The sequence below is a fragment of the Sphingopyxis sp. sgz302558 genome, from assembly GCF_057220455.1.
On the sequence record NZ_JBXPUZ010000001.1, the window covers coordinates 172,480 to 189,946 of the forward strand.

Annotated in this window: 17 protein-coding genes; 5 read left to right on the top strand and 12 right to left on the bottom strand. The window is 65.0% G+C overall.

All coding sequences use genetic code 11. The annotated features are described in order from the left end of the window. Positions 1-94 precede the first annotated feature (94 nt). The 3 genes from AC2TC0_RS00870 to AC2TC0_RS00880 are packed head-to-tail and all read right to left on the bottom strand — an operon-like array spanning position 95 to position 3,790. Positions 95-1,042: an acetyl-CoA carboxylase carboxyltransferase subunit alpha gene (locus AC2TC0_RS00870; protein ID WP_484715603.1), complete on the bottom strand. Its 948-nt coding sequence runs from the start codon at positions 1,040-1,042 to the stop codon at positions 95-97. Positions 1,043-1,055: 13 nt separating this feature from the next. After that, entirely contained in the window at positions 1,056-1,943 is an 888-nt protein-coding gene (locus AC2TC0_RS00875; protein ID WP_484716448.1) for a tyrosine-type recombinase/integrase, read from the bottom strand. 56 nt (positions 1,944-1,999) lie between these two features. Then, positions 2,000-3,790, bottom strand: coding sequence for a hypothetical protein (locus tag AC2TC0_RS00880; protein ID WP_484715604.1), 1,791 nt, complete (start codon positions 3,788-3,790; stop codon positions 2,000-2,002). 54 nt (positions 3,791-3,844) lie between these two features. Here AC2TC0_RS00880 and AC2TC0_RS00885 point away from each other — a divergent pair, with 54 nt between their 5' ends. After that, on the top strand, positions 3,845-4,408 hold the full coding sequence (locus tag AC2TC0_RS00885) for a shikimate kinase (protein ID WP_484715605.1): 564 nt from the start codon (positions 3,845-3,847) through the stop codon (positions 4,406-4,408). Continuing rightward, entirely contained in the window at positions 4,396-5,502 is a 1,107-nt protein-coding gene (gene aroB / locus AC2TC0_RS00890; protein WP_484715606.1) for a 3-dehydroquinate synthase, read from the top strand. The genes AC2TC0_RS00885 and aroB overlap by 13 nt, the downstream gene beginning before the upstream one ends. On the opposite strand, the gene AC2TC0_RS00895 is transcribed toward aroB, so the two are convergent. Genes AC2TC0_RS00895 through radA form a run of 4 tightly spaced genes read right to left on the bottom strand, consistent with a single transcriptional unit; the run spans position 5,491 to position 9,631 of the window. Beyond that, a complete protein-coding gene (locus AC2TC0_RS00895; RefSeq protein WP_484715607.1) occupies positions 5,491-7,314 on the bottom strand; it encodes a cation:proton antiporter domain-containing protein in 1,824 nt (607 codons plus the stop codon). The two genes, aroB and AC2TC0_RS00895, sit on opposite strands and share 12 nt — an antisense overlap. Continuing rightward, positions 7,311-7,739: an iron-sulfur cluster assembly scaffold protein gene (locus tag AC2TC0_RS00900; protein ID WP_484715608.1), complete on the bottom strand. Its 429-nt coding sequence runs from the start codon at positions 7,737-7,739 to the stop codon at positions 7,311-7,313. The genes AC2TC0_RS00895 and AC2TC0_RS00900 overlap by 4 nt, the downstream gene beginning before the upstream one ends. After that, positions 7,736-8,257 carry a CvpA family protein gene (locus AC2TC0_RS00905; RefSeq protein WP_484715609.1) on the bottom strand — a complete coding sequence of 174 codons (522 nt, stop codon included), beginning with the start codon at positions 8,255-8,257 and terminating at the stop codon, positions 7,736-7,738. Before AC2TC0_RS00905 ends, AC2TC0_RS00900 begins: the two co-directional genes overlap by 4 nt. Positions 8,258-8,266: 9 nt before the next feature. Further along, complete coding sequence (gene radA / locus AC2TC0_RS00910) at positions 8,267-9,631, bottom strand: DNA repair protein RadA (protein WP_484715610.1); 1,365 nt, start codon at positions 9,629-9,631, stop codon at positions 8,267-8,269. A 163-nt stretch (positions 9,632-9,794) separates the two neighbouring features. Between radA and AC2TC0_RS00915 the strand changes: the two genes are divergently transcribed. After that, positions 9,795-12,512, top strand: a complete 2,718-nt coding sequence (locus tag AC2TC0_RS00915) for an EAL domain-containing protein (protein WP_484715611.1) — start codon at positions 9,795-9,797, stop codon at positions 12,510-12,512. On the opposite strand, the gene AC2TC0_RS00920 is transcribed toward AC2TC0_RS00915, so the two are convergent. After that, positions 12,509-13,162 carry a DUF2490 domain-containing protein gene (locus AC2TC0_RS00920; RefSeq protein WP_484715612.1) on the bottom strand — a complete coding sequence of 218 codons (654 nt, stop codon included), beginning with the start codon at positions 13,160-13,162 and terminating at the stop codon, positions 12,509-12,511. The genes AC2TC0_RS00915 and AC2TC0_RS00920 overlap by 4 nt on opposite strands. A 190-nt stretch (positions 13,163-13,352) precedes the next feature. Here AC2TC0_RS00920 and fsa point away from each other — a divergent pair, with 190 nt between their 5' ends. Continuing rightward, positions 13,353-14,006, top strand: a complete 654-nt coding sequence (fsa, locus tag AC2TC0_RS00925; protein ID WP_484715613.1) for a fructose-6-phosphate aldolase — start codon at positions 13,353-13,355, stop codon at positions 14,004-14,006. A gap of 30 nt (positions 14,007-14,036) precedes the next feature. Here the strand turns inward: fsa and AC2TC0_RS00930 are convergent, their stop codons facing one another. From AC2TC0_RS00930 to kynU, 4 genes are all read right to left on the bottom strand, one after another. After that, positions 14,037-14,495: a hypothetical protein gene (locus AC2TC0_RS00930; protein WP_484715614.1), complete on the bottom strand. Its 459-nt coding sequence runs from the start codon at positions 14,493-14,495 to the stop codon at positions 14,037-14,039. Between the two features lie 49 nt (positions 14,496-14,544). Then, positions 14,545-14,973 carry a PIN domain-containing protein gene (locus tag AC2TC0_RS00935; RefSeq protein WP_484715615.1) on the bottom strand — a complete coding sequence of 143 codons (429 nt, stop codon included), beginning with the start codon at positions 14,971-14,973 and terminating at the stop codon, positions 14,545-14,547. Beyond that, positions 14,973-15,218, bottom strand: a complete 246-nt coding sequence (locus AC2TC0_RS00940) for a hypothetical protein (RefSeq protein WP_484715616.1) — start codon at positions 15,216-15,218, stop codon at positions 14,973-14,975. The genes AC2TC0_RS00935 and AC2TC0_RS00940 overlap by 1 nt, the downstream gene beginning before the upstream one ends. 184 nt (positions 15,219-15,402) lie before the next feature. Further along, positions 15,403-16,593: a kynureninase gene (kynU, locus tag AC2TC0_RS00945; protein WP_484715617.1), complete on the bottom strand. Its 1,191-nt coding sequence runs from the start codon at positions 16,591-16,593 to the stop codon at positions 15,403-15,405. Positions 16,594-16,647: 54 nt separating this feature from the next. On the opposite strand from kynU, the gene AC2TC0_RS00950 reads away from it, so the two are divergent. After that, the gene (locus AC2TC0_RS00950; protein WP_484715618.1) at positions 16,648-17,451 is read left to right on the top strand and encodes an alpha/beta hydrolase; all 804 of its coding nucleotides are present in this window, start codon (positions 16,648-16,650) and stop codon (positions 17,449-17,451) included. Positions 17,452-17,467 lie beyond the last annotated feature (16 nt).

The following is a 17,467-nucleotide window of genomic DNA, read 5'->3' on the forward strand; positions in this document are numbered from 1 at the left end:
ATACCCAACCATTCGTCGTCCCGGACTTGATCCGGGACAAAAAGCCAACGTCCGCGTGTTGTCCCGGTTCAAGCCCGGGACGACGATAACGGGGCTACAGCCGCCCCATGGCGAGGAATTTTTCCTCGCGCGTCGTGCGCAGCGCGTCGGCGCTCAATCCGGCGAGACCAGCAAGTTCGCGCTCGATCGCATCGCCCAGCGTGCGAATCGCAGCTTCGGGCGCACGGTGGGCACCGCCAACAGGTTCGGGCACGATATGGTCGATGATCTTGAGATCGAGCAGATCAGCCGAGGTTACCTTCATCGCGGTCGCCGCATCGGCCGCCTTGTCGGCGGTGCGCCACAGGATCGAAGCGCAGCCTTCGGGCGAAATGACCGAATAGACGGCATGTTCGAACATCAGCACCCGGTTTGCCGCTGCGAGCGCAATCGCGCCGCCCGATCCGCCTTCGCCAACGATGGCCGCGACCATCGGCACGCCCAGCGCCAGGCATTGTTCGGTCGAGCGGGCAATCGCTTCGGCCTGACCGCGCTCTTCGGCTTGAACGCCGGGAAAGGCGCCGGAGGTATCGACGAGCGTCACGACCGGCAAACCGAAGCGATCGGCAAGCTGCATCAGGCGAATGGCCTTGCGATAGCCCTCGGGCTTGCCCATGCCGAAGTTATGCTTGAGGCGGCTGGCGGTGTCGTCGCCCTTTTCATGACCAAGGACCAACACGCGGCGCCCGCGAAAGCGCGCGAGCCCGCCCAATATCGCCTGATCATCGCCAAAATTGCGGTCGCCCGCCAGTGGCATCCAGTCGTCGAACAGTCCGCTGACATAATGTTTGAAGTGCGGCCGTTCGGGGTGGCGCGCGACCTGCGCCTTTTGCCAGGGGGTCAGGCGGGCATAGATGTCGGCGAGCAATTTGGCCGATTTTGCCTCCAGCCGTCCGATTTCGCCGGTGATGTCGAGCGCATTGTCGTCGCCCATTTCGCGCAGCTCGGCAATCTGCGTGTCGAGCGCCGCCACCTGCTTTTCAAAATCGAGAAAGCCCACCATTGTGCAATGGCGGTTAGGGCTTGGTTGCCCCTGCGTCAATCGGCGCGGGGGCAATGGGCAGATGCGCCAGCGGGTGGCGGCGATTAACCAGCGCGACCAGCCGCGCGCTGTCGACATGGGTGTAAATCTCGGTCGTGGCGATATCGGCGTGGCCCAGCAGCAGTTGCAACGCGCGCAAATCGGCCCCGCCTTCCAGCAAGTGGGTCGCAAAGGCGTGGCGCAACACATGCGGACTGATCGCTGCGGGATCGAGCCCGGCCGCGGCCGCGAGCGCGCGCAGCAGTTGGAACAGGCGAACGCGGCTAAGGTGCGAATTGCCGGAGGGAAATAACCAAGGCGAGGCATCTGGCACGTGCAGCAGCCAGCGCGCCGCCATCGCTTGCGCACGCGCCGACAGGGGCACGAATCGTTCCTTACCGCCCTTCCCGCGCACGATCAGATAGTCGCGCCCCGGTGCCAATGCGCGGCGCGGCAGTGCGACAAGTTCGCTGGCGCGCAGCCCCGATCCGTAAAGCAGCTCGACCAGCAGTGCGAGGCGTAGGTCAGTAGGCCGCGCCGTTTCATTCGCTGTCAGCTCGGCCAACCGCGCGAAAAGCGCCTCGACGTGCGCGTGTGTCAGCACGCGCGGCAAGGGGCGCTGCGGCGCGGGGCGCGCCAGCGCGGCGGCGGGATTGTCGCTGCGCCAGCCTTCGTCCTGCGCGAAGGCATAGAATTGGCGCAGCGCCGACACCTTGCGCGCGACGCTGCTGGCGGCAAGGCCTTCCCATCCGGCGAGCAGGGCGCGCAGTGCAGCAAGGTCGGCTGTCAGCAGACCGCCGGGCAAGCCGACGCTGCCCTGCGCCAGATCGCGCGCATAGGCCGCAAGCGTATTGGCCGCTGCGCCGCGCTCGGCGCTGAGCATTTCCAAAAAGGCATCGAGCGCGGCTGTATCGGCTGCGCGCGGGGGCACGGGTCCGCTCAGACGCGCACCAGAGCTTCGGCGGCCAGCATCCGCGCCTCGGACGCCAAACCGACCTCGCGCAGCGCGCGCACCATGCGGTAAAGATGATAGGGCGGCAGCTCGGTCCAGTCGCGCGACTGCATCCCCGCCGCAACCAGCAGCGCGACCATGCCGGGTTCACCGCGCGCCGCCGCATCGTCGATCGCGCGCGTCCAGCGCGTCTGTTTGCCAAGGGAGATGTCGAGATCGCCCGCCGCCGTCGACAGCTCGGCGCCCGTCAGCCGCCCAAGGCCCGCGAGACCGGCGACCAAAAATTTGGCGCGGACATTGCCGGCGCTGTCGTCGTCGCTCGCAAAATTGCCGACCGCGCCGGCGTCGATGCCATTGATCGCGCGCGGCAAACCCACCGCCATTACGCCCCAGGCATGACTACCCTCGTTCACTGCGGGCAACCAGGCGCGGGCATTATCCTCATAACCGCCCGCGAGCATCGAACCCAGGAGCCAACCCAGATCATCGCCTGCATCGGTACCGGGGGGCAGCGCGGCGGCGGCACGCGACGTCAGCACCATCGCAGCATAGCGATCATCGGGATTGTCCGCCACCTGCCACAGCCCCCGCATCGCGGCAAAGCGGTCGGCGGCGTCCGCTGCCGCAAAGGCGGATCGCACGGTATCGGCCAGCGCGTTGCTATCCTCGCCCGCATCCTCGCCAGCGGCTGCCGCCACGAGCGCAACATAGGCATCGCCCGACAACACCCCGATGCGGGCAGCCGTGCGCGCCGCTGCCACCCGCTCATCGACCGGGGTCATCGGAGCCAGCGCAGCCCAGGCCTGCATCGCGGGCGGCGCACCGGTTCGCAGTGCTGCCGGAATGGCAATGCCCGTGGCGGTCGCGAGGCCAAAGCGCCAGCTGGTCAGCCGGTCGACCCCGTCCCACTGGATTGTGATCGAGCGCCGGCCGCTCAGCGTCGCACCGAGCACACGCTCGGCGAGCAAAATATCAAAATTGGTCAGGCGACCCGAATTGCGGACCCGTTCGATCGCCGACCCGGCCGGTCCCGGCTCGCTGCTGAGCGCCGAACACATGCCGCTCGCGAGCCGCCAGCTGGCGACGTCGCTGGTGCGCTCCAGCCCCAGATTGGCCCACGGGCACAGCCCCGCCGGATCGGCATTGGCGAGCATGGTTTGGAGCGCGGCTTGGGCCAACCGGGGGGTGCCACGGTCTGCGTCGACCGATTGCACCACCAGCCGCGCTGCCTGCGCCTCGCCCATGCGCACGAGCAGCGCGGCGCGGGCCGCCGCCAGATCAGCGCCATGGATGGTGCGCGGCGTGTCGATCGCGCTCGCCAGCGCGCGGCGCAGCGTGATGCTGGCCCAGCGGGATGCGATCGGTGCGCGGGTGGCCGCCATAATGCGCGCGGCATATTGGCCGCGGACGCCAAAGGCCGTGCTGTCCATGCCGCCGGTCTCGGGCGTGAGCGGACCAATTCGGTCGAGCGAGCGGCGTGCGCCGGGGGGCAGATCATAGCGTAGGATGCCGTTTTCCGCGCCTTCCTCAGCCTCGTCATCCACATCGGCAGTGGCGGTGCTGTCGGGCAGGAGCGCCGGGGTGCCGGTTATTGGTGCGCTGGGCACAGGGGCAGGACCGGGGGCTGGCGTCGGCGCAGGCGTCGGCCGCTCGGCGGGCGGCGGTGCGGGGTCACCAAAACCTTCGGGCAGCAACGATTCCTGCGCCACCACCGGCAACACTAGAACCAGCGCCAGCGCCGTCGCCGCCCCCCAAATCCGCTTTTTTCCCGCTGTCATTATCTGTGCTGCGCCCTTGTCCGCTTATCGCCGTGCGGTATAGCCGCGCGCATCATGCCGCGAAACCCCGAAAGCCAAAGCCCGGTTGCTGCTAGTGGTAAGCCCCAGCGGAGCATCGTGCTGGTCGGGCTGATGGGGGCCGGAAAATCGACGGTTGGCCGCCGTCTGGCGGCGCGGCTGGGCATGGAATTTGTCGATGCGGACGAGGAAATCGAGCGCGCGGCGGGAATGAGCATCGCCGAGATTTTCGGCAAATTTGGCGAGGCAGCCTTTCGCGATGGCGAGCGCCGGGTCATTGCGCGGATCATCCACGGGCCGCCATGCGTTCTGGCGACCGGGGGAGGTGCTTTCGTCAACGATGAGACGCGCGCGCTGATATTGGCCGAGGCGCTTGCCATCTGGCTGGATGCGGATGTCGACACGCTGGCAGCAAGGGTGGCGCGGCGCAGCACCCGCCCCCTGCTGATCGGCAAGGATCCGCGCGTTGTGCTCACCGAACTCGCCGCCGCACGCAATCCGCTCTATGCTGAGGCGCAGCTGCGCGTGCCGTCGGCCAGCGCGCCGCATGATGTGACGGTGGAGGCCATTTTGAAAGCGCTCGAAACATGCCAACCGTAAAGGTCGCGCTGGGCGCGCGCAGCTATTCCGTCATCATCGAAAGCGGCGTGCTGGGGCAAGCGGGAGCACATATTGCCCCGCTGCTGAAACGGCCGTGGGTGCCCATCGTGACCGACACCAATGTGGCCAAGCTGCATCTGCCGGTGCTGCAAGCGGCGCTGGATGCGGCAGGCATCCGGCATGATGTGCTGGTGCTAGACGCAGGCGAGAGCGGCAAGAGCTGGGCGGGACTGGCGCAGCTTACCGAATGGCTGGTCGAGCGCGGTATCGAGCGCAGCGATCATGTCATCGCAGTTGGCGGCGGCGTGATTGGCGATGTTGCTGGTTTTGCCGCCAGCATCGTCAAACGTGGCTGTGCCTTTGTGCAAATCCCGACCACTTTGCTGGCGCAGGTCGACAGCAGCGTCGGCGGCAAAACCGCCATCAACATTGCTGCGGGCAAGAATTTGGTGGGCGCGTTTCACCAGCCTGCTCTGGTCCTTGCCGATCCTGCCGTGCTGGCGACGTTGCCGCGCCGCGATCTGGCGGCGGGCTATGCCGAGGTTGTGAAATATGGCCTGATCGACGATGCCGATTTCTTTGCCTGGTGCGAGGCGCATGGCTCAGCGCTGTTGGCGGGCGAGGCTGCGGCGCGCGAATACGCCATCACGCACAGCATTGCCGCCAAGGCGCGCATCGTCGCCGCCGACGAACGCGAAACGCAGGATGTGCGCGCGCTGCTGAACCTGGGTCATACCTTTGGCCATGCGCTGGAGGCCGCAACGGGTTTTTCGGACAAGCTGTTGCACGGCGAAGCGGTGGCGACGGGGATGGCGCTGGCCTTTGCCTTTTCGGTCGAGGTCGGCCTGTGCCCGCCCGCCGATGCCGCGCGCGTGGCGGCGCATCTGGCTGCAACGGGCCTGCCGCATGATCTGGCCTCGGCGGGGGTAACCGACGATGGCGCAGCGCTGGCCGCGCATATGGGGCATGACAAAAAGGCGCGCGGCGGCATCGTACCGCTGATTCTAGCGCAAGGGATTGGTCAATCGTTCGTAAGCACCGACCATGGTTTGGACCGCGTGGCGGCGTTTCTAGGCGGCCAGCTACTCGCTTAGCCGCCGGATCGCGGCCATGACGCTGCCCGCTTGTCGCCCCTGCCCCGCCATAAAGCGCTTTTCCGCGCCAGCGCGGATATCGCCCGACACAATCTGATCCTGCAGCCGGGTGTCGTCGAGGTGGCGCAGCGCGGCTTCAACATCGGCGATTTCGTCGGCGGGAATCTCCAGCGATTGAAGCGCCATCAACCCCATGGCAATCGAGCTTTCAAACACCTCGCGTACGGTGCCTGCCAGCCCCGCGTCATTGAGCGCGATCAGCTGGCGGCGATCGAACACGCGCGCGAAAATTTGCGCTTGTGGGAAGGCTTGCACCACTGGCTCCAGCTCTTTCGCGGTCATTTGGTCATCGTCGATACAAAAGATAATCAGCCGCGCTTCGTCGGCCCCGGCGCGGTGCAGCAGGTCGAGCCGCAAACCATCTCCGTAATAGACTTTGACATCAAAGCGTCCCGACAGCTCGATCTGTGACGGCTTTTTGTCAATCAGCGTCACCGAACAATCGACCGCGTGCAGCATTTGCGCCACCATCTGGCCAAAACGGCCGTAGCCGATGACAATCGCCTTGCCGCGCGGCGCGGTTTCGGGATCGTCGAGATCGGTCTCGGGGTCGGGCGCCAGTTCCAGCCCGCGTGCAAACAGCATCAGGAAGGGCGTGGTGACCATCGACACCGTCACCACCGCGCTGAACAGGCTGGCGGCGGCGGGATCGATCAGCAGCGCTGCGCTCGCCTGATTGAACAACACAAAGCCGAATTCGCCGCCCTGGCTGAGCAGCAGGCCAAGACTGATCGCCTGATTCCAGCCGACACCAAAGGCACGCGCGAGCAAGGTAAGCACCGCCACCTTTACCGCCACCAGCCCCAACGCCAGCCCCAGCACCAGCCATGGGTTGGCGAACACGGCATCGAGATCGAGCACCATGCCAACCGCGAGGAAGAATAGTCCGAGCAGGATCAGACGAAAGGGTTCGACATCGGCCTCAATCTCGTGCCGATAGGGCGAATCAGCGAGCATCACCCCGGCGATGAAGGCGCCAAGCGCGGTCGACAGGTGCAGGCTGTGCATCAGCGCAGCGCTCGCCAGCACAGTGAGCAGCCCCACGACCACGAACAATTCGCGTTCGCCCAGCCGCCCGACAAGCCGCAGCAAGGGATTGAGGATGAAACGGCCGGCGAGCACCAACCCGACCACCGCCCCCACGGTGTAAAGCGCCATCTCCAAGCCCGTCGGCGCGGTCGGGTCAGCGGGCGCACGCGACAAGGCGGCAATGATGGTAATCAGCGGAACAATCGAAAGATCCTGGAACAGCAGCACCGAAAAGGCGCGCTCGCCATAGGGCGAGTTGATGCGCCCCGAACTTTTGAGACCTGGGAGCACCTGCGCGGTCGACGACAAGGCCAGCGGCAGGCCCAGCGCCAGCGCGGCTTGCCAGGTGAACCCCAGCGTCGCGAAAATCAGCGCAGTCAGGATCAGCCCGGCGATGACCACCTGCGCCAGCCCCAGCCCGAATATATCGCGCCGGAGTTGCCACAGGCGGCGCGGATGCAGTTCCAGGCCGACGAGGAACAAGAGCAGCGCGATGCCGATTTCGGCCATGGCAAGCTTGGATTCGCCGCCGCCGACCAACCCCAACCCGTAGGGTCCGACCAGCGCCCCGGCGATGATGTAGCCCAGCACGGCGCCCAGACCCAATCGCCGGAAAATCAGCACAAACAGCGTGGCCACGCCCAACAGGATGGCCCCTTCGGTGAGGGCCTGTGCCGCCGTTCCTGCTTCGCTGCCCGAAGCGTAGATGAGGCTGGCGTTCATGCCGGCGCCGTTTCAGCAGCGAGTTGCGCAGCAAGCGCAAAGGGCAGCAGGATCGCGGCATGGCGGCCGGGATAGTCACGCGCTGCGGCGAGCAGCGCGATGCCGGGCCAGTCAGGCGCGGCGTCGCTGGCGCCGGTCAACCACGCTGCCAGCGCGGTGTGCGTTGCCGCGAGGTCGGCGGCATCGCAGCCGGGGGCTCCGCGCGCGAAGAGCGTGGCGGAGGCCTGTCCCAGCGCGCAGGCTTCGACCGTCATACCCGTGCGCGCAACGCGCCCATCGGCGCGCATATCAAGGTCAAGGTGGACACGGCTGCCGCACAGTGGAGCGCGCAGATCGCCGCTGCACGTTGGCGCATCGAGGCGCGGAAACTGCGCCAGCGCGACGGCCAACGCCAATATTTCCCGGTTGTACAGCGGCGCGCTCATTGGCTCGCCCTGCGTTCGGCTTTACGCTCGGCGATGACGCCGCTCAATGCTGAGGCGGTGGCCGCCAGCGCGGGATAGGTACGACTTTCGGCCATCCAGGCCGGGCGCGAGGCGTCGGCGCCAAAGCCAAGGTCATAGATCAGCGTTGCCAACATAAACAGCAAGGTCGCAACCATAAGCCCTTTGACCGCCCCAAAACCGGCACCCAGCCCGCGGTCAATGCCGCCAACAAACGATGCTCGCGCCCGGTGCCCCATCGCACGCGACGCCCATTTGCCGAGCAGAAAAATGACGCCAAACAGCAGCACAAACGCCAGAAGCGCTGCCGCACCGGCTGTTCCCACCTGTCCTTCGAGCAGACCGCTGACCGGGGCATGCAAAAAATAGACGGCTGCAATCGCGACGATCCATGCAATCAGGCTGGCCACTTCCTGCACCAGTCCGCGCATGAAGCCAAGAATGGCACCCCCGCCCACCATCAGCAGCACGGCCATATCCAGCGAGGTCAAATTTTCCATAGGCCCGCGCTAACGGCGCGATAGCATCAGGTCAACGAGTTCGCCCAGCCGGTCGAAGCCGCGCACATCAATCCCGTCGGCTGTGGCCAGCCGCTGCGGCCCCCACCCCTGCGCAAAGCCCAGCTTTGCCGCTTCGCGCAGCCGCAGCGCGGCGTGGGCGACGGGGCGGATTTCGCCCGACAGCGCAAGCTCGCCAAAAGCGATGCAATCGGCCGCCACGGGTTGTTCGCTAAAGGCGGACACCAGCGCAGCGGCCACCGCCAGATCAGCGGCGGGGTCGGTCAGCCGGTAGCCGCCCGCGACATTCAGATACACCTCGGCCGCGCCCAGCGACAGGCCGCAGCGCGCCTCCAGCACCGCCAAGATCATTGCCAGCCGTCCGCTGTCCCAGCCCACCACGGCGCGGCGCGGCGTCGCCCCGCTGGCCAGCCGCACCGTCAGCGCCTGCACCTCCACCAGCACCGGACGGGTGCCCTCGAGCGCCGGAAACACCACGGCACCCGGGACAGCGGCGTCGCGCGCAGTGAGAAAGAGGCTCGACGGATTGGCAACTTCGGTTAGTCCAACATCTTGCATCGCGAACACGCCGATTTCATCGGTGCCGCCAAAGCGGTTCTTCACCGCGCGCAGGATGCGATACTGGTGGCTGCGCTCGCCCTCGAACGCGAGCACGGTATCGACCATATGTTCCAGCACGCGCGGACCCGCGATGCTGCCGTCCTTGGTGACATGGCCGACCAGCACCAGCGCGCTGCCGCGTTCCTTGGCGAAACGGATCAGCTCTTGTGCGCTCGCCCGCACCTGGCTGACCGTGCCCGGCGCGCTTTCGATGAGGTCGCTGTGCATCGTCTGAATGGAATCGATGACGATGAAATCGGGTGGCGGTCCGGCGTTCAGCGTCGCCAAAATGTCACGCACGCTGGTCGCGCTGGCAAGGCCGACGGGCGCGCTACCCAACCCCAGCCGATGCGCGCGCAGCCGCACCTGCGCCGCTGCCTCTTCGCCCGAAATATAAGCGACGCGCGCACCGCCCAAAGCCAGTTGTCCCGCCGCCTGCAACAGCAAAGTCGATTTGCCGATCCCGGGATCGCCGCCGATCAGCGTTGCCGATCCCGCAACAAAGCCGCCGCCGAGGGCGCGATCAAATTCCGCCAGCCCCGAAGGCATCCGTCGCGGCAGCGCCGCCGTATCACCCAGCGATTCCAGCACAAAGGCGCGCCCGCCGCTGCCAAGATTATGTTTGGCCGAAAAGACGGTTTCGCCCGCTTCCTCGACCAGCGTGTTCCATTCGTTGCAGTCGGCGCATTGCCCCTGCCAGCGGGTCGCCACCGCGCCGCAGCTCTGGCACACATATTGGCGTTTGTTCTTGGCCATCACCGCCCGCATAATGCGAACAAAGACCGAACGCTAGCGCCTTTTTGGACCACGCACCAGCGACCGGACAGGGCCTGTCCGTACCGAGTGCTTTATTGGCTGTTAACCGTGAAAGGCTAGGCTCGCCGCCAATCCGGTCGTGGTCGAACCGGCAAGGGTGGTCATGACAACGCGCATTCGCGATCAGTTGCAATTGGACGATGCACCAGAGCGCAGCGGGCCGCCCGACGATTTGCGCATGCTGCTCGGCGTACCGCGCCACAGCGAGGCCAACACATCAGAGATCCGGCTGCGCATCGACCAGCTGATCGGCGGTACGGCCATCGCGGCTTGCAGCGGATTCATCGCGCTGCTGACGCTGATATTCTTGCTCGAACCCGCATTGCGCGCGGGCGCGCCGGGCGCGTTGGCCATCGTTGGCGGCGGCGCCATCGGCACAGTGGCGGACTTGCTGCTGCTGGCACGGCGGCGGAATTTGCGCGCTCATGCCGACAGCCCGCGGCGCACCATTGCAACGCTGGTCAGCTTTGGCACGATTTCGTCGGCAGCATGGGCGTTTGGTGCGATACTGGTCGGGCAGCAGCATCTGGGCTTCCCCTATATATTGGCGGGAACGCCGCTGCTGCTGGGGCTGGTGGCGGCTTCGGCGCTGCCTGCCCTATGCTTCGGACGCATCTTGATCGCGGCGCTTGTCATCCTGGCGATCGACGGGCCGACGGCGGGACTGGCGGCGTTGACGCTGGCCAGTGTGCTGGTAGCGGTTGCCAACACCATCATGACCGCGCGGCGTCAGGTGGCGGTACGCGGCATCATCGCCGAACATGAACGCATCCGCCGCAGCCGCGACCTGATTATCGCCATGGAGAACAGCGGGCGCAGCTGGTTCTGGCAAACCAATGCGCGCGGCCGCCTGACCTATATCTCGCCAGGCGCGGCGGCCCGCTTTGGCAAGGACGTCGAGCAACTGGTCGGCACCCACTTTGCAGAGTTGCTGACAGCCAGCACCACCGCCAGTTTCGACGAAAGCCAGACCCACCAGACCATCGAATTTACGCTGGGCGCGGGCGTTCCGTTCAGCGACATCATTGTCCGCGCCCCTGGAGTCGCTGATCGCTGGTGGTCCTTGTCGGGCGTGCCGATCGATGACGAGCATGGACGTTGCCATGGATTCAACGGCTTTGCCACCGACCTCACCGAACAGCAGAAGAGCGAGGCCGACGCCAATCGCCTCGCCAATTTTGACGGGCTGACCGGCCTGCCCAACCGCGGCGCAGTGCGCCGGACGCTGGAGGATTTATTGCAGGACGACGGACTGCGCACCCCGCAGTGCGGCCTGTTCCTGTTGGATCTTGACCGGTTCAAGAATGTCAACGACACGCTGGGCCATCCGATGGGCGATGCCCTGCTGAAAATCGTCGCCCAGCGGTTGGCGCGCGTGGTTGGAAACCGCGGCCAGGTCGGGCGGCTGGGCGGCGACGAATTCATCGTCATCGTACCAGAGGCATCGGACCTGGGCATGCTTGCCAACCTTGCCGACGCGGTGATTGCGCGCCTGTCGCTTCCCTATGTGATCGACGATTGCACCATTCAGATTGGCGCCACTGTCGGCATCGCCATGGCGCCCAGCGACGGCACCAACCCCGACGAATTGACCCGCAGCGCCGACCTTGCGCTCTATGCTGCCAAGGCCGCCGGCAAGGGCGTGCACCGCTTCTACACCCCCGAAATGCACCGCGAGGCCGATGCCCGCCGCGCCATTGAAGGCGACCTGCGCGATGTGCTGGCGCGCGGTGAAATGTCGGTGTTGTATCAGCCGGTGGTCGACGCGCAGAGCGAAGCCATCACCGGCTTCGAGGCGCTCATGCGCTGGGATCACCCCGAACGCGGACCTATCGCGCCAGCGGTGTTCATTCCGATTGCCGAGGAAATCAACCTGATCCACCGGCTGGGCGACTGGATGATCCGGACCGCCTGTGCCGAGGCGGCGCACTGGCCCGAGCATCTGAAAATCGCCGTTAATCTGTCACCGTTGCAGTTCGCTTCGCCCTCGCTGATTGGCACGTTGGTTGGCGCGCTTGCGGAATCGGGGCTTGCCCCCGACCGGCTCGAACTGGAAGTCACCGAAAGCGTATTGCACAACGAAGATCCCGCCATCGACAAGGTGCTCGCCACCATATTGGGCATGGGTGTGCGGCTGGTGCTCGACGATTTCGGTACCGGCTATGCCTCGCTGGCTTATTTGAAACGTGTGCCCTTTGCCAAAATCAAGATCGACCGCAGCTTTGTGCGCGGCGATCCCGAAAGTTTGCGGCGCAACCAAGCGATCATCCGCGCGATGGTCAGCCTGGCCAACAGCCTGGACATGCAAACCGTAGCAGAAGGAGCAGAAACGCTCGACGAAATCGAGCTCATCCGCAGCTTGGGCTGTTCGCAGATCCAGGGCTATATTTTCGGCTATCCGATGCTGCCAGCCGAAGCGCGGCGGCGCGCGCAGTCAGCCAGCGCCCTGAGCAGTGCGCCCGTCAACCGGCAGCGCGAGCCCCGACTGGCGTTGCTGCGTACCGCGCAGCTGGAGTCGCTGGGCAGCAGCAACGACGTGCGGATCCGCAACATTTCGGCGCGCGGCGCCATGGTCGAAGCACCCGGCAATATTTCCATCGGGCTGGACGCCACGCTGCGACTTGCCGATGGCTGGGCATTTACCGGTGAAGTGCGCTGGCGGCGGGGCAACCGGCTGGGCATCGCTTTTGACGCGCCGATCGCGCTCGACGATTTCGTCATGGGGCTAGCCCCGCCGCAGCCCGCAAAAACCATTGAACCTGCCGAAGCGCCCGTTCCCGACTGGCTGCAACGCGCTGCCGAGCAGCGCCGCAGCGCCTAAAAACTATACTCCAGTGAGAGCAAAGGCGCGTGTCCGACGCGGTCGGGGCGACCATCCAAAATGTCCTGATTGCGCAGATAGCCAACCCCAAGAGCCAGATTGTCAGCGACCTCGTAGTCAATCCCCGCGTGCGTGCGCAGACCGGTCAACCCCGTGTCGCCACCATTGCTGGTCGAGCGGAGCGTGAAAAATGACTCGGCATCGGCAACGAATGCTAGTCGCCCGTTGTCGGTCAGGGGCAAGTTGACGCCCGCCCGTGCGCGGAGCCGCCACCCGTTCTGATCGGCACTGTCAACAAAGCGCTGCTCAAGCCGCACCCGCGCGCGCAATACACCGCTACGCGCATTGATTTGTTGCAACAGCCGTGTCTCGTCGGACCCGCCATCGTTTATGCGCCGTTCGATGCCCCCGCTGATGCTGAAATTGCTGTCCAGTTTCTGGACCAGCCAAAGGCGGCCATAATAGGTGTCTGGTCCGGCGCTTTCGGGACGAAAGCGTTGTGCCGTCTCGATCTCGACACCTGTGTTATCGTCAAGGTCAAACGCCACCGACGGGTTGAGCCACAGCTGGAAGCTGTCGTCGGCGGCAACAGCGGCGGTGGGCATCGCCAGCGTCAATGCCAGCGCCAGCGGCGTCAAAAAGCGTCGCATTTCAGGGTCCTCATCATTTTTGAAAATATGGATGGCAACAGGATAAGCCTGCTCAACGTCTCGCGCTCTAGCATGGTTGCGTCGGCAGTGAAACGCCTGCCGGTCGCCCGTTCCCCTGCGCGCATGGAAGGCCTATGGCGGCACCAGCCGCACCGAATCGCGCCTGCCAGCCATCAAAGGATCGCGCCGCATGAAATTCTTCGTCGACACCGCCGAAATCGCCGACATCCAGGACCTTGCCGCCACCGGCCTGCTCGACGGGGTAACCACCAACCCGTCGCTGATCGCCAAATCGGGGCGCGATTTCAAGGAAGTCACGGCCGAGATCTGTCGCATCGTCGACGGCCCCGTGTCGGCCGAGGTCGTCGCGCTCGACCATGCGACGATGATGAAAGAGGCCGAAGTGCTGCGCAAAATTGCCGACAATGTCTGCATCAAAGTGCCGCTGACCATCGACGGCCTGAAAACCTGCAAGGCGCTGACCAGCGAAGGCACGATGGTCAATGTCACCTTATGCTTCAGCGCCGCGCAGGCACTGCTGGCAGCCAAAGCTGGCGCGACCTTCATCTCACCCTTCGTCGGGCGGCACGATGACAATGGCTTCGACGGCATGGCGCTGATCGACGATATCCGCCTGATTTACGACAATTACAGCTATAGCACCCAAATCCTGGTCGCCAGCGTGCGCCACGGCATCCATGTGCTCGAAGCCGCCAAAATCGGCGCCGACGTGATGACCGCCCCCCCGGCGGTCATCAAAGGCCTGTTCAAGCACATCCTGACGGACAAGGGGATTGAGGGGTTCCTGGCCGACTGGGCGAAGACCGGGCAGAGCATTGGGTGAGGCGAAGGTGGCGAGCTCAACTTTGCTAAATCAGGCCGGAAACTGCTGAGTCTGTCCGTTCAACGTCGCAATCTCTAGCTCGCCTCTCATCACGCCCGCGAGTTCAAGCCGAAACGCATCAATGTCCGGATAATTGGTCAGGAAATAACCTCGAACCCTGCAATAGGGCTCGTTGTCATCGGCGATCTCAAACCGAAAGCAAACGTTGCCACGACTGTCGGCCGGAACAAATTCAAAGCGCAGAATGACGTCGTCGCCTCCCTGCATATCATAACCCCATTGGCCAATTATCGGCTGATCTTCGACAATGGGAAAACGGCTGAGGCTATCACCAAATTCCAATACGTCCTGCCATTGGACCCAAAATGCGCCTTCGCCCGAGAAGCGTTCGGTCTGCACGCGAGCGAAAAGTCGTCCGAAGTCGTCGCGGTCTTGACTAGAGTCAAAAAAACTAGGGTCGTGTCGGTAACGAAGGGTGAATTGGCTCATGCAACAGGAATAGCAGTCAGCGCTGACGCCGCAACGCCCAGCCAACTCGTCAGTCTGACTTTTGATCGAAAGGATTGACCAACTCCACCCCCATCCCCGCGAAATCCGCAACATTCCGCGTCGCCAACACCAGTCCCGCCTCAATCGCGGTGGCCGCAATCCATGCATCGCGTTCGGATTTCGGGTCAGGGATGTGCAGGCCGGCACAGAGCATCGCGACGTTTAGCGACAACGGCAAAGTGCGCTGTTCATAGGTCGCCAGCACCTGTGCCTCGAACCAGCGCCGCAGCGCCGCGCCCTGCCCTGTGTCGCGGCGCTCCATCAGGCGGACGCCCCGCTCCAGCTCGAACATGGTCATCGCCGACACGAATGTCGCCTCGACATCGACCTCGCTCAGCCAGCGCGCGGCGTTCGGATCGATGCGCGCGGTGCCCAGCTTGCGGCCTTCCGAAATGATGTTGGTGTCGAGCAGGAACATCAGTTGCCAAGGTCAGGCGTGCGAGCCGCAATGTCCGCTCGCGGCGGCTCCCAGTCGAAATCCTGCGGCGCAGCCGGAGCCAGCGCCGCCGCCAGCGTCTTGCGCTGCGCCGCCATGCGCTCCAGTGCCTCTTCGATGATGTCCGCTTGGCTCCGCCCAGTCGCCGTCAAGCGCCGCAGCAATGCCGCAGCGCGTGCCGAACGAATGGTGATGGGGGGTTGTTGACGGCGCGCGGCTTGGGACATGAGAACTCCTTGAGCAGTGCACTATAACAATGTGCAAGCACATGCACAAGCACAACAGCCGGTGCCGCTTGACAACAGCCTTATGTTCCGCTAATGTTCTACTCGTGCACACACAACCCTTCCCCCGCGCGGCAGCAGGCTCTCCCCCGCGCCGCCGGGGGAAAAGTTGTTGCGCTATAGCGGCTTATGTCACCCGGCCCGACGCGACATAGCTTTCGTCCCAGCGCTTGTTCCGGATCACATCGGTTATAGTGGCGACGGCCTGGGCAATATCGGCATCGGACAGATAGAGCGGCGTGAAACCGAAGCGCAGGATGTCGGGAGCACGCACATCGCCGACCACTCCGTGCGCGATCAGCGCGTGCATCACCGCCCCGGCATGCGGGTGGCGGAAGGAGACCTGGCTGCCGCGCTGGTGCGGATCGCGCGGTGAGGCAAGTTCCAGTTCCGGGCAGGCGGCCTCGACCCCCGCGATGAATGCCGTGCTGAGCGCAATCGCGCGGCGGCGGACGTCGAGCATGTCGACCCCGTCCCACACGTCGAGCGCGGCATCGAGCGTAGCGAGCGCCAATATCGGCGGCGTTCCGACACGCATCCGCTCGATCCCGCTGCCGGGGCGATAGTCCGGCTCAAAGGCAAAGGGCTGCGCATGGCCCATCCACCCCGAGAGCGCGGGCAGCGCCGCATCGGCGTGGCGCGGCGCAACATAGATGAAGGCGGGCGCGCCGGGGCCGCCGTTCAGATATTTATAGGTGCAGCCGACGGCGAAATCGACATTACTGGCCACCACATCGACCGGCAGTGCGCCCGCCGAATGGGCCAGATCGCAAATCATCAGTGCCCCGGCCGCATGCGCGCGCGCCGTCAGCCCGGCGATGTCGTGCAGGCGGCCGGTGCGATAATCGACCTCGGTCAGCATGACGGCGGCGATGCTTTCATCGATCGCATCGGCTACGGCGTCGGGCGCAACGATGCGCAGCCGATAATCCCCGCCCAGCGTCGCCAGAAGCCCCTGCGCCATATAAAGGTCGGAAGGGAAATTGCCGCTGTCGCTCAACACCACTCGCCGGTCCGGCACCATTGCGAGCGCGGCGGCGAGCGCCTGATAGACTTTGATCGACAGCGTATCGCCCATCACCACCATGCCCGGCGGCGCGCCGATCACGCGGCCAACGCGGTCGCCGACGCGGCGCGGCGCATCCATCCAGCCGCATGCATTCCACCCGCCAATCAGCTGTGCGCCCCATTCGCCCGTCAACATTTGGGCGACGCGCGTCGGCACGGCCTTGGGCAGTGGCCCCAGCGAATTACCATCGAGATAAACGAGACCATCGGGCAAATCGAAGCGCGCGCGCGTGGCGGTGAAATCGGTCATGCGGCAACGGTGTGCCGGATTGGCAAGCGGCGTCAACCGGCTATGCTAACAGGCATGACCGATTGGGACGCCGCTTATTCCAACGCCGCCTATATCCCGGACAGCGGCCGCTGGCCCGCAGCTTGGGACGGGCCCGCGCGCGATTATCGCGCGGCGATGCTGGCGGCTGACCGGGCTAAACTCGATCTGCCCTATGGCGCGCACGCCCGTCAGCGCTTCGACTTGTTTCTGCCAGTGGGCAAACCGTTGGGACTGCTCGTATTTGTTCATGGCGGCTATTGGTTGGCGTTTGACAAGAACAGCTGGTCGCATTTCGCCGGGGGTGCTGTGGCGCGCGGCTGTGCCGTGGCCATGCCCAGCTATCGCCTGTGCCCAGAGGTGCGGATTGGCACTATCGCGCAGGACATTTCCGATGCCGTGGCGGCCGCGGGGGCAATGATCGATGGACCGATCCTGCTCGCCGGTCATTCGGCGGGCGGCCAACTGGTCGCGCGACTGGCGACGACATCTTCGCCGTTGGCGCCGCCGCTGCACGACCGGCTGCGGCGGGTCACGCCAATTTCGGGGCTGCACGACCTTAAGCCGCTGATGCTGACCAAGATGAATGCCACTTTGCAAATCGACGCGGGCGAGGCGCTGCGCGAAAGCCCCGCCTATCTGATGCCCTTGCCCGGCGTCACCATCACAGCATGGGTCGGGGCGGACGAGCGTCCCGAATTTCTGCGCCAGAATGACTTGCTCGGCGCAGTTTGGCCAGGCGTGAAGGTTCACCGCGCCACGGCGCGCCACCATTTCGACGTGCTTGATCCGCTGGTTGACCCGCACTCCGATCTGATTGCCGCCATTCTCGGCAGCTGATTGCCGCTTTTGCGCT

What these genes read in the sequence shown, in the direction of transcription:
- fsa (WP_484715613.1), top strand. Translation starts at nt 13,353, where the DNA reads ATGAAATTCTTCGTCGACACCGCCGAAATCGCCGACATCCAGGACCTT.
- AC2TC0_RS00900 (WP_484715608.1), bottom strand. Translation starts at nt 7,739, where the DNA reads ATGAGCGCGCCGCTGTACAACCGGGAAATATTGGCGTTGGCCGTCGCG.
- AC2TC0_RS00940 (WP_484715616.1), bottom strand. Translation starts at nt 15,218, where the DNA reads ATGTCCCAAGCCGCGCGCCGTCAACAACCCCCCATCACCATTCGTTCG.
- kynU (WP_484715617.1), bottom strand. Translation starts at nt 16,593, where the DNA reads ATGACCGATTTCACCGCCACGCGCGCGCGCTTCGATTTGCCCGATGGT.
- AC2TC0_RS00885 (WP_484715605.1), top strand. Translation starts at nt 3,845, where the DNA reads ATGCCGCGAAACCCCGAAAGCCAAAGCCCGGTTGCTGCTAGTGGTAAG.
- aroB (WP_484715606.1), top strand. Translation starts at nt 4,396, where the DNA reads ATGCCAACCGTAAAGGTCGCGCTGGGCGCGCGCAGCTATTCCGTCATC.
- radA (WP_484715610.1), bottom strand. Translation starts at nt 9,631, where the DNA reads ATGGCCAAGAACAAACGCCAATATGTGTGCCAGAGCTGCGGCGCGGTG.
- AC2TC0_RS00920 (WP_484715612.1), bottom strand. Translation starts at nt 13,162, where the DNA reads ATGCGACGCTTTTTGACGCCGCTGGCGCTGGCATTGACGCTGGCGATG.
- AC2TC0_RS00875 (WP_484716448.1), bottom strand. Translation starts at nt 1,943, where the DNA reads ATGCTCAGCGCCGAGCGCGGCGCAGCGGCCAATACGCTTGCGGCCTAT.
- AC2TC0_RS00880 (WP_484715604.1), bottom strand. Translation starts at nt 3,790, where the DNA reads ATGACAGCGGGAAAAAAGCGGATTTGGGGGGCGGCGACGGCGCTGGCG.
- AC2TC0_RS00950 (WP_484715618.1), top strand. Translation starts at nt 16,648, where the DNA reads ATGACCGATTGGGACGCCGCTTATTCCAACGCCGCCTATATCCCGGAC.
- AC2TC0_RS00915 (WP_484715611.1), top strand. Translation starts at nt 9,795, where the DNA reads ATGACAACGCGCATTCGCGATCAGTTGCAATTGGACGATGCACCAGAG.
- AC2TC0_RS00870 (WP_484715603.1), bottom strand. Translation starts at nt 1,042, where the DNA reads ATGGTGGGCTTTCTCGATTTTGAAAAGCAGGTGGCGGCGCTCGACACG.
- AC2TC0_RS00895 (WP_484715607.1), bottom strand. Translation starts at nt 7,314, where the DNA reads ATGAACGCCAGCCTCATCTACGCTTCGGGCAGCGAAGCAGGAACGGCG.
- AC2TC0_RS00935 (WP_484715615.1), bottom strand. Translation starts at nt 14,973, where the DNA reads ATGTTCCTGCTCGACACCAACATCATTTCGGAAGGCCGCAAGCTGGGC.
- AC2TC0_RS00905 (WP_484715609.1), bottom strand. Translation starts at nt 8,257, where the DNA reads ATGGAAAATTTGACCTCGCTGGATATGGCCGTGCTGCTGATGGTGGGC.
- AC2TC0_RS00930 (WP_484715614.1), bottom strand. Translation starts at nt 14,495, where the DNA reads ATGAGCCAATTCACCCTTCGTTACCGACACGACCCTAGTTTTTTTGAC.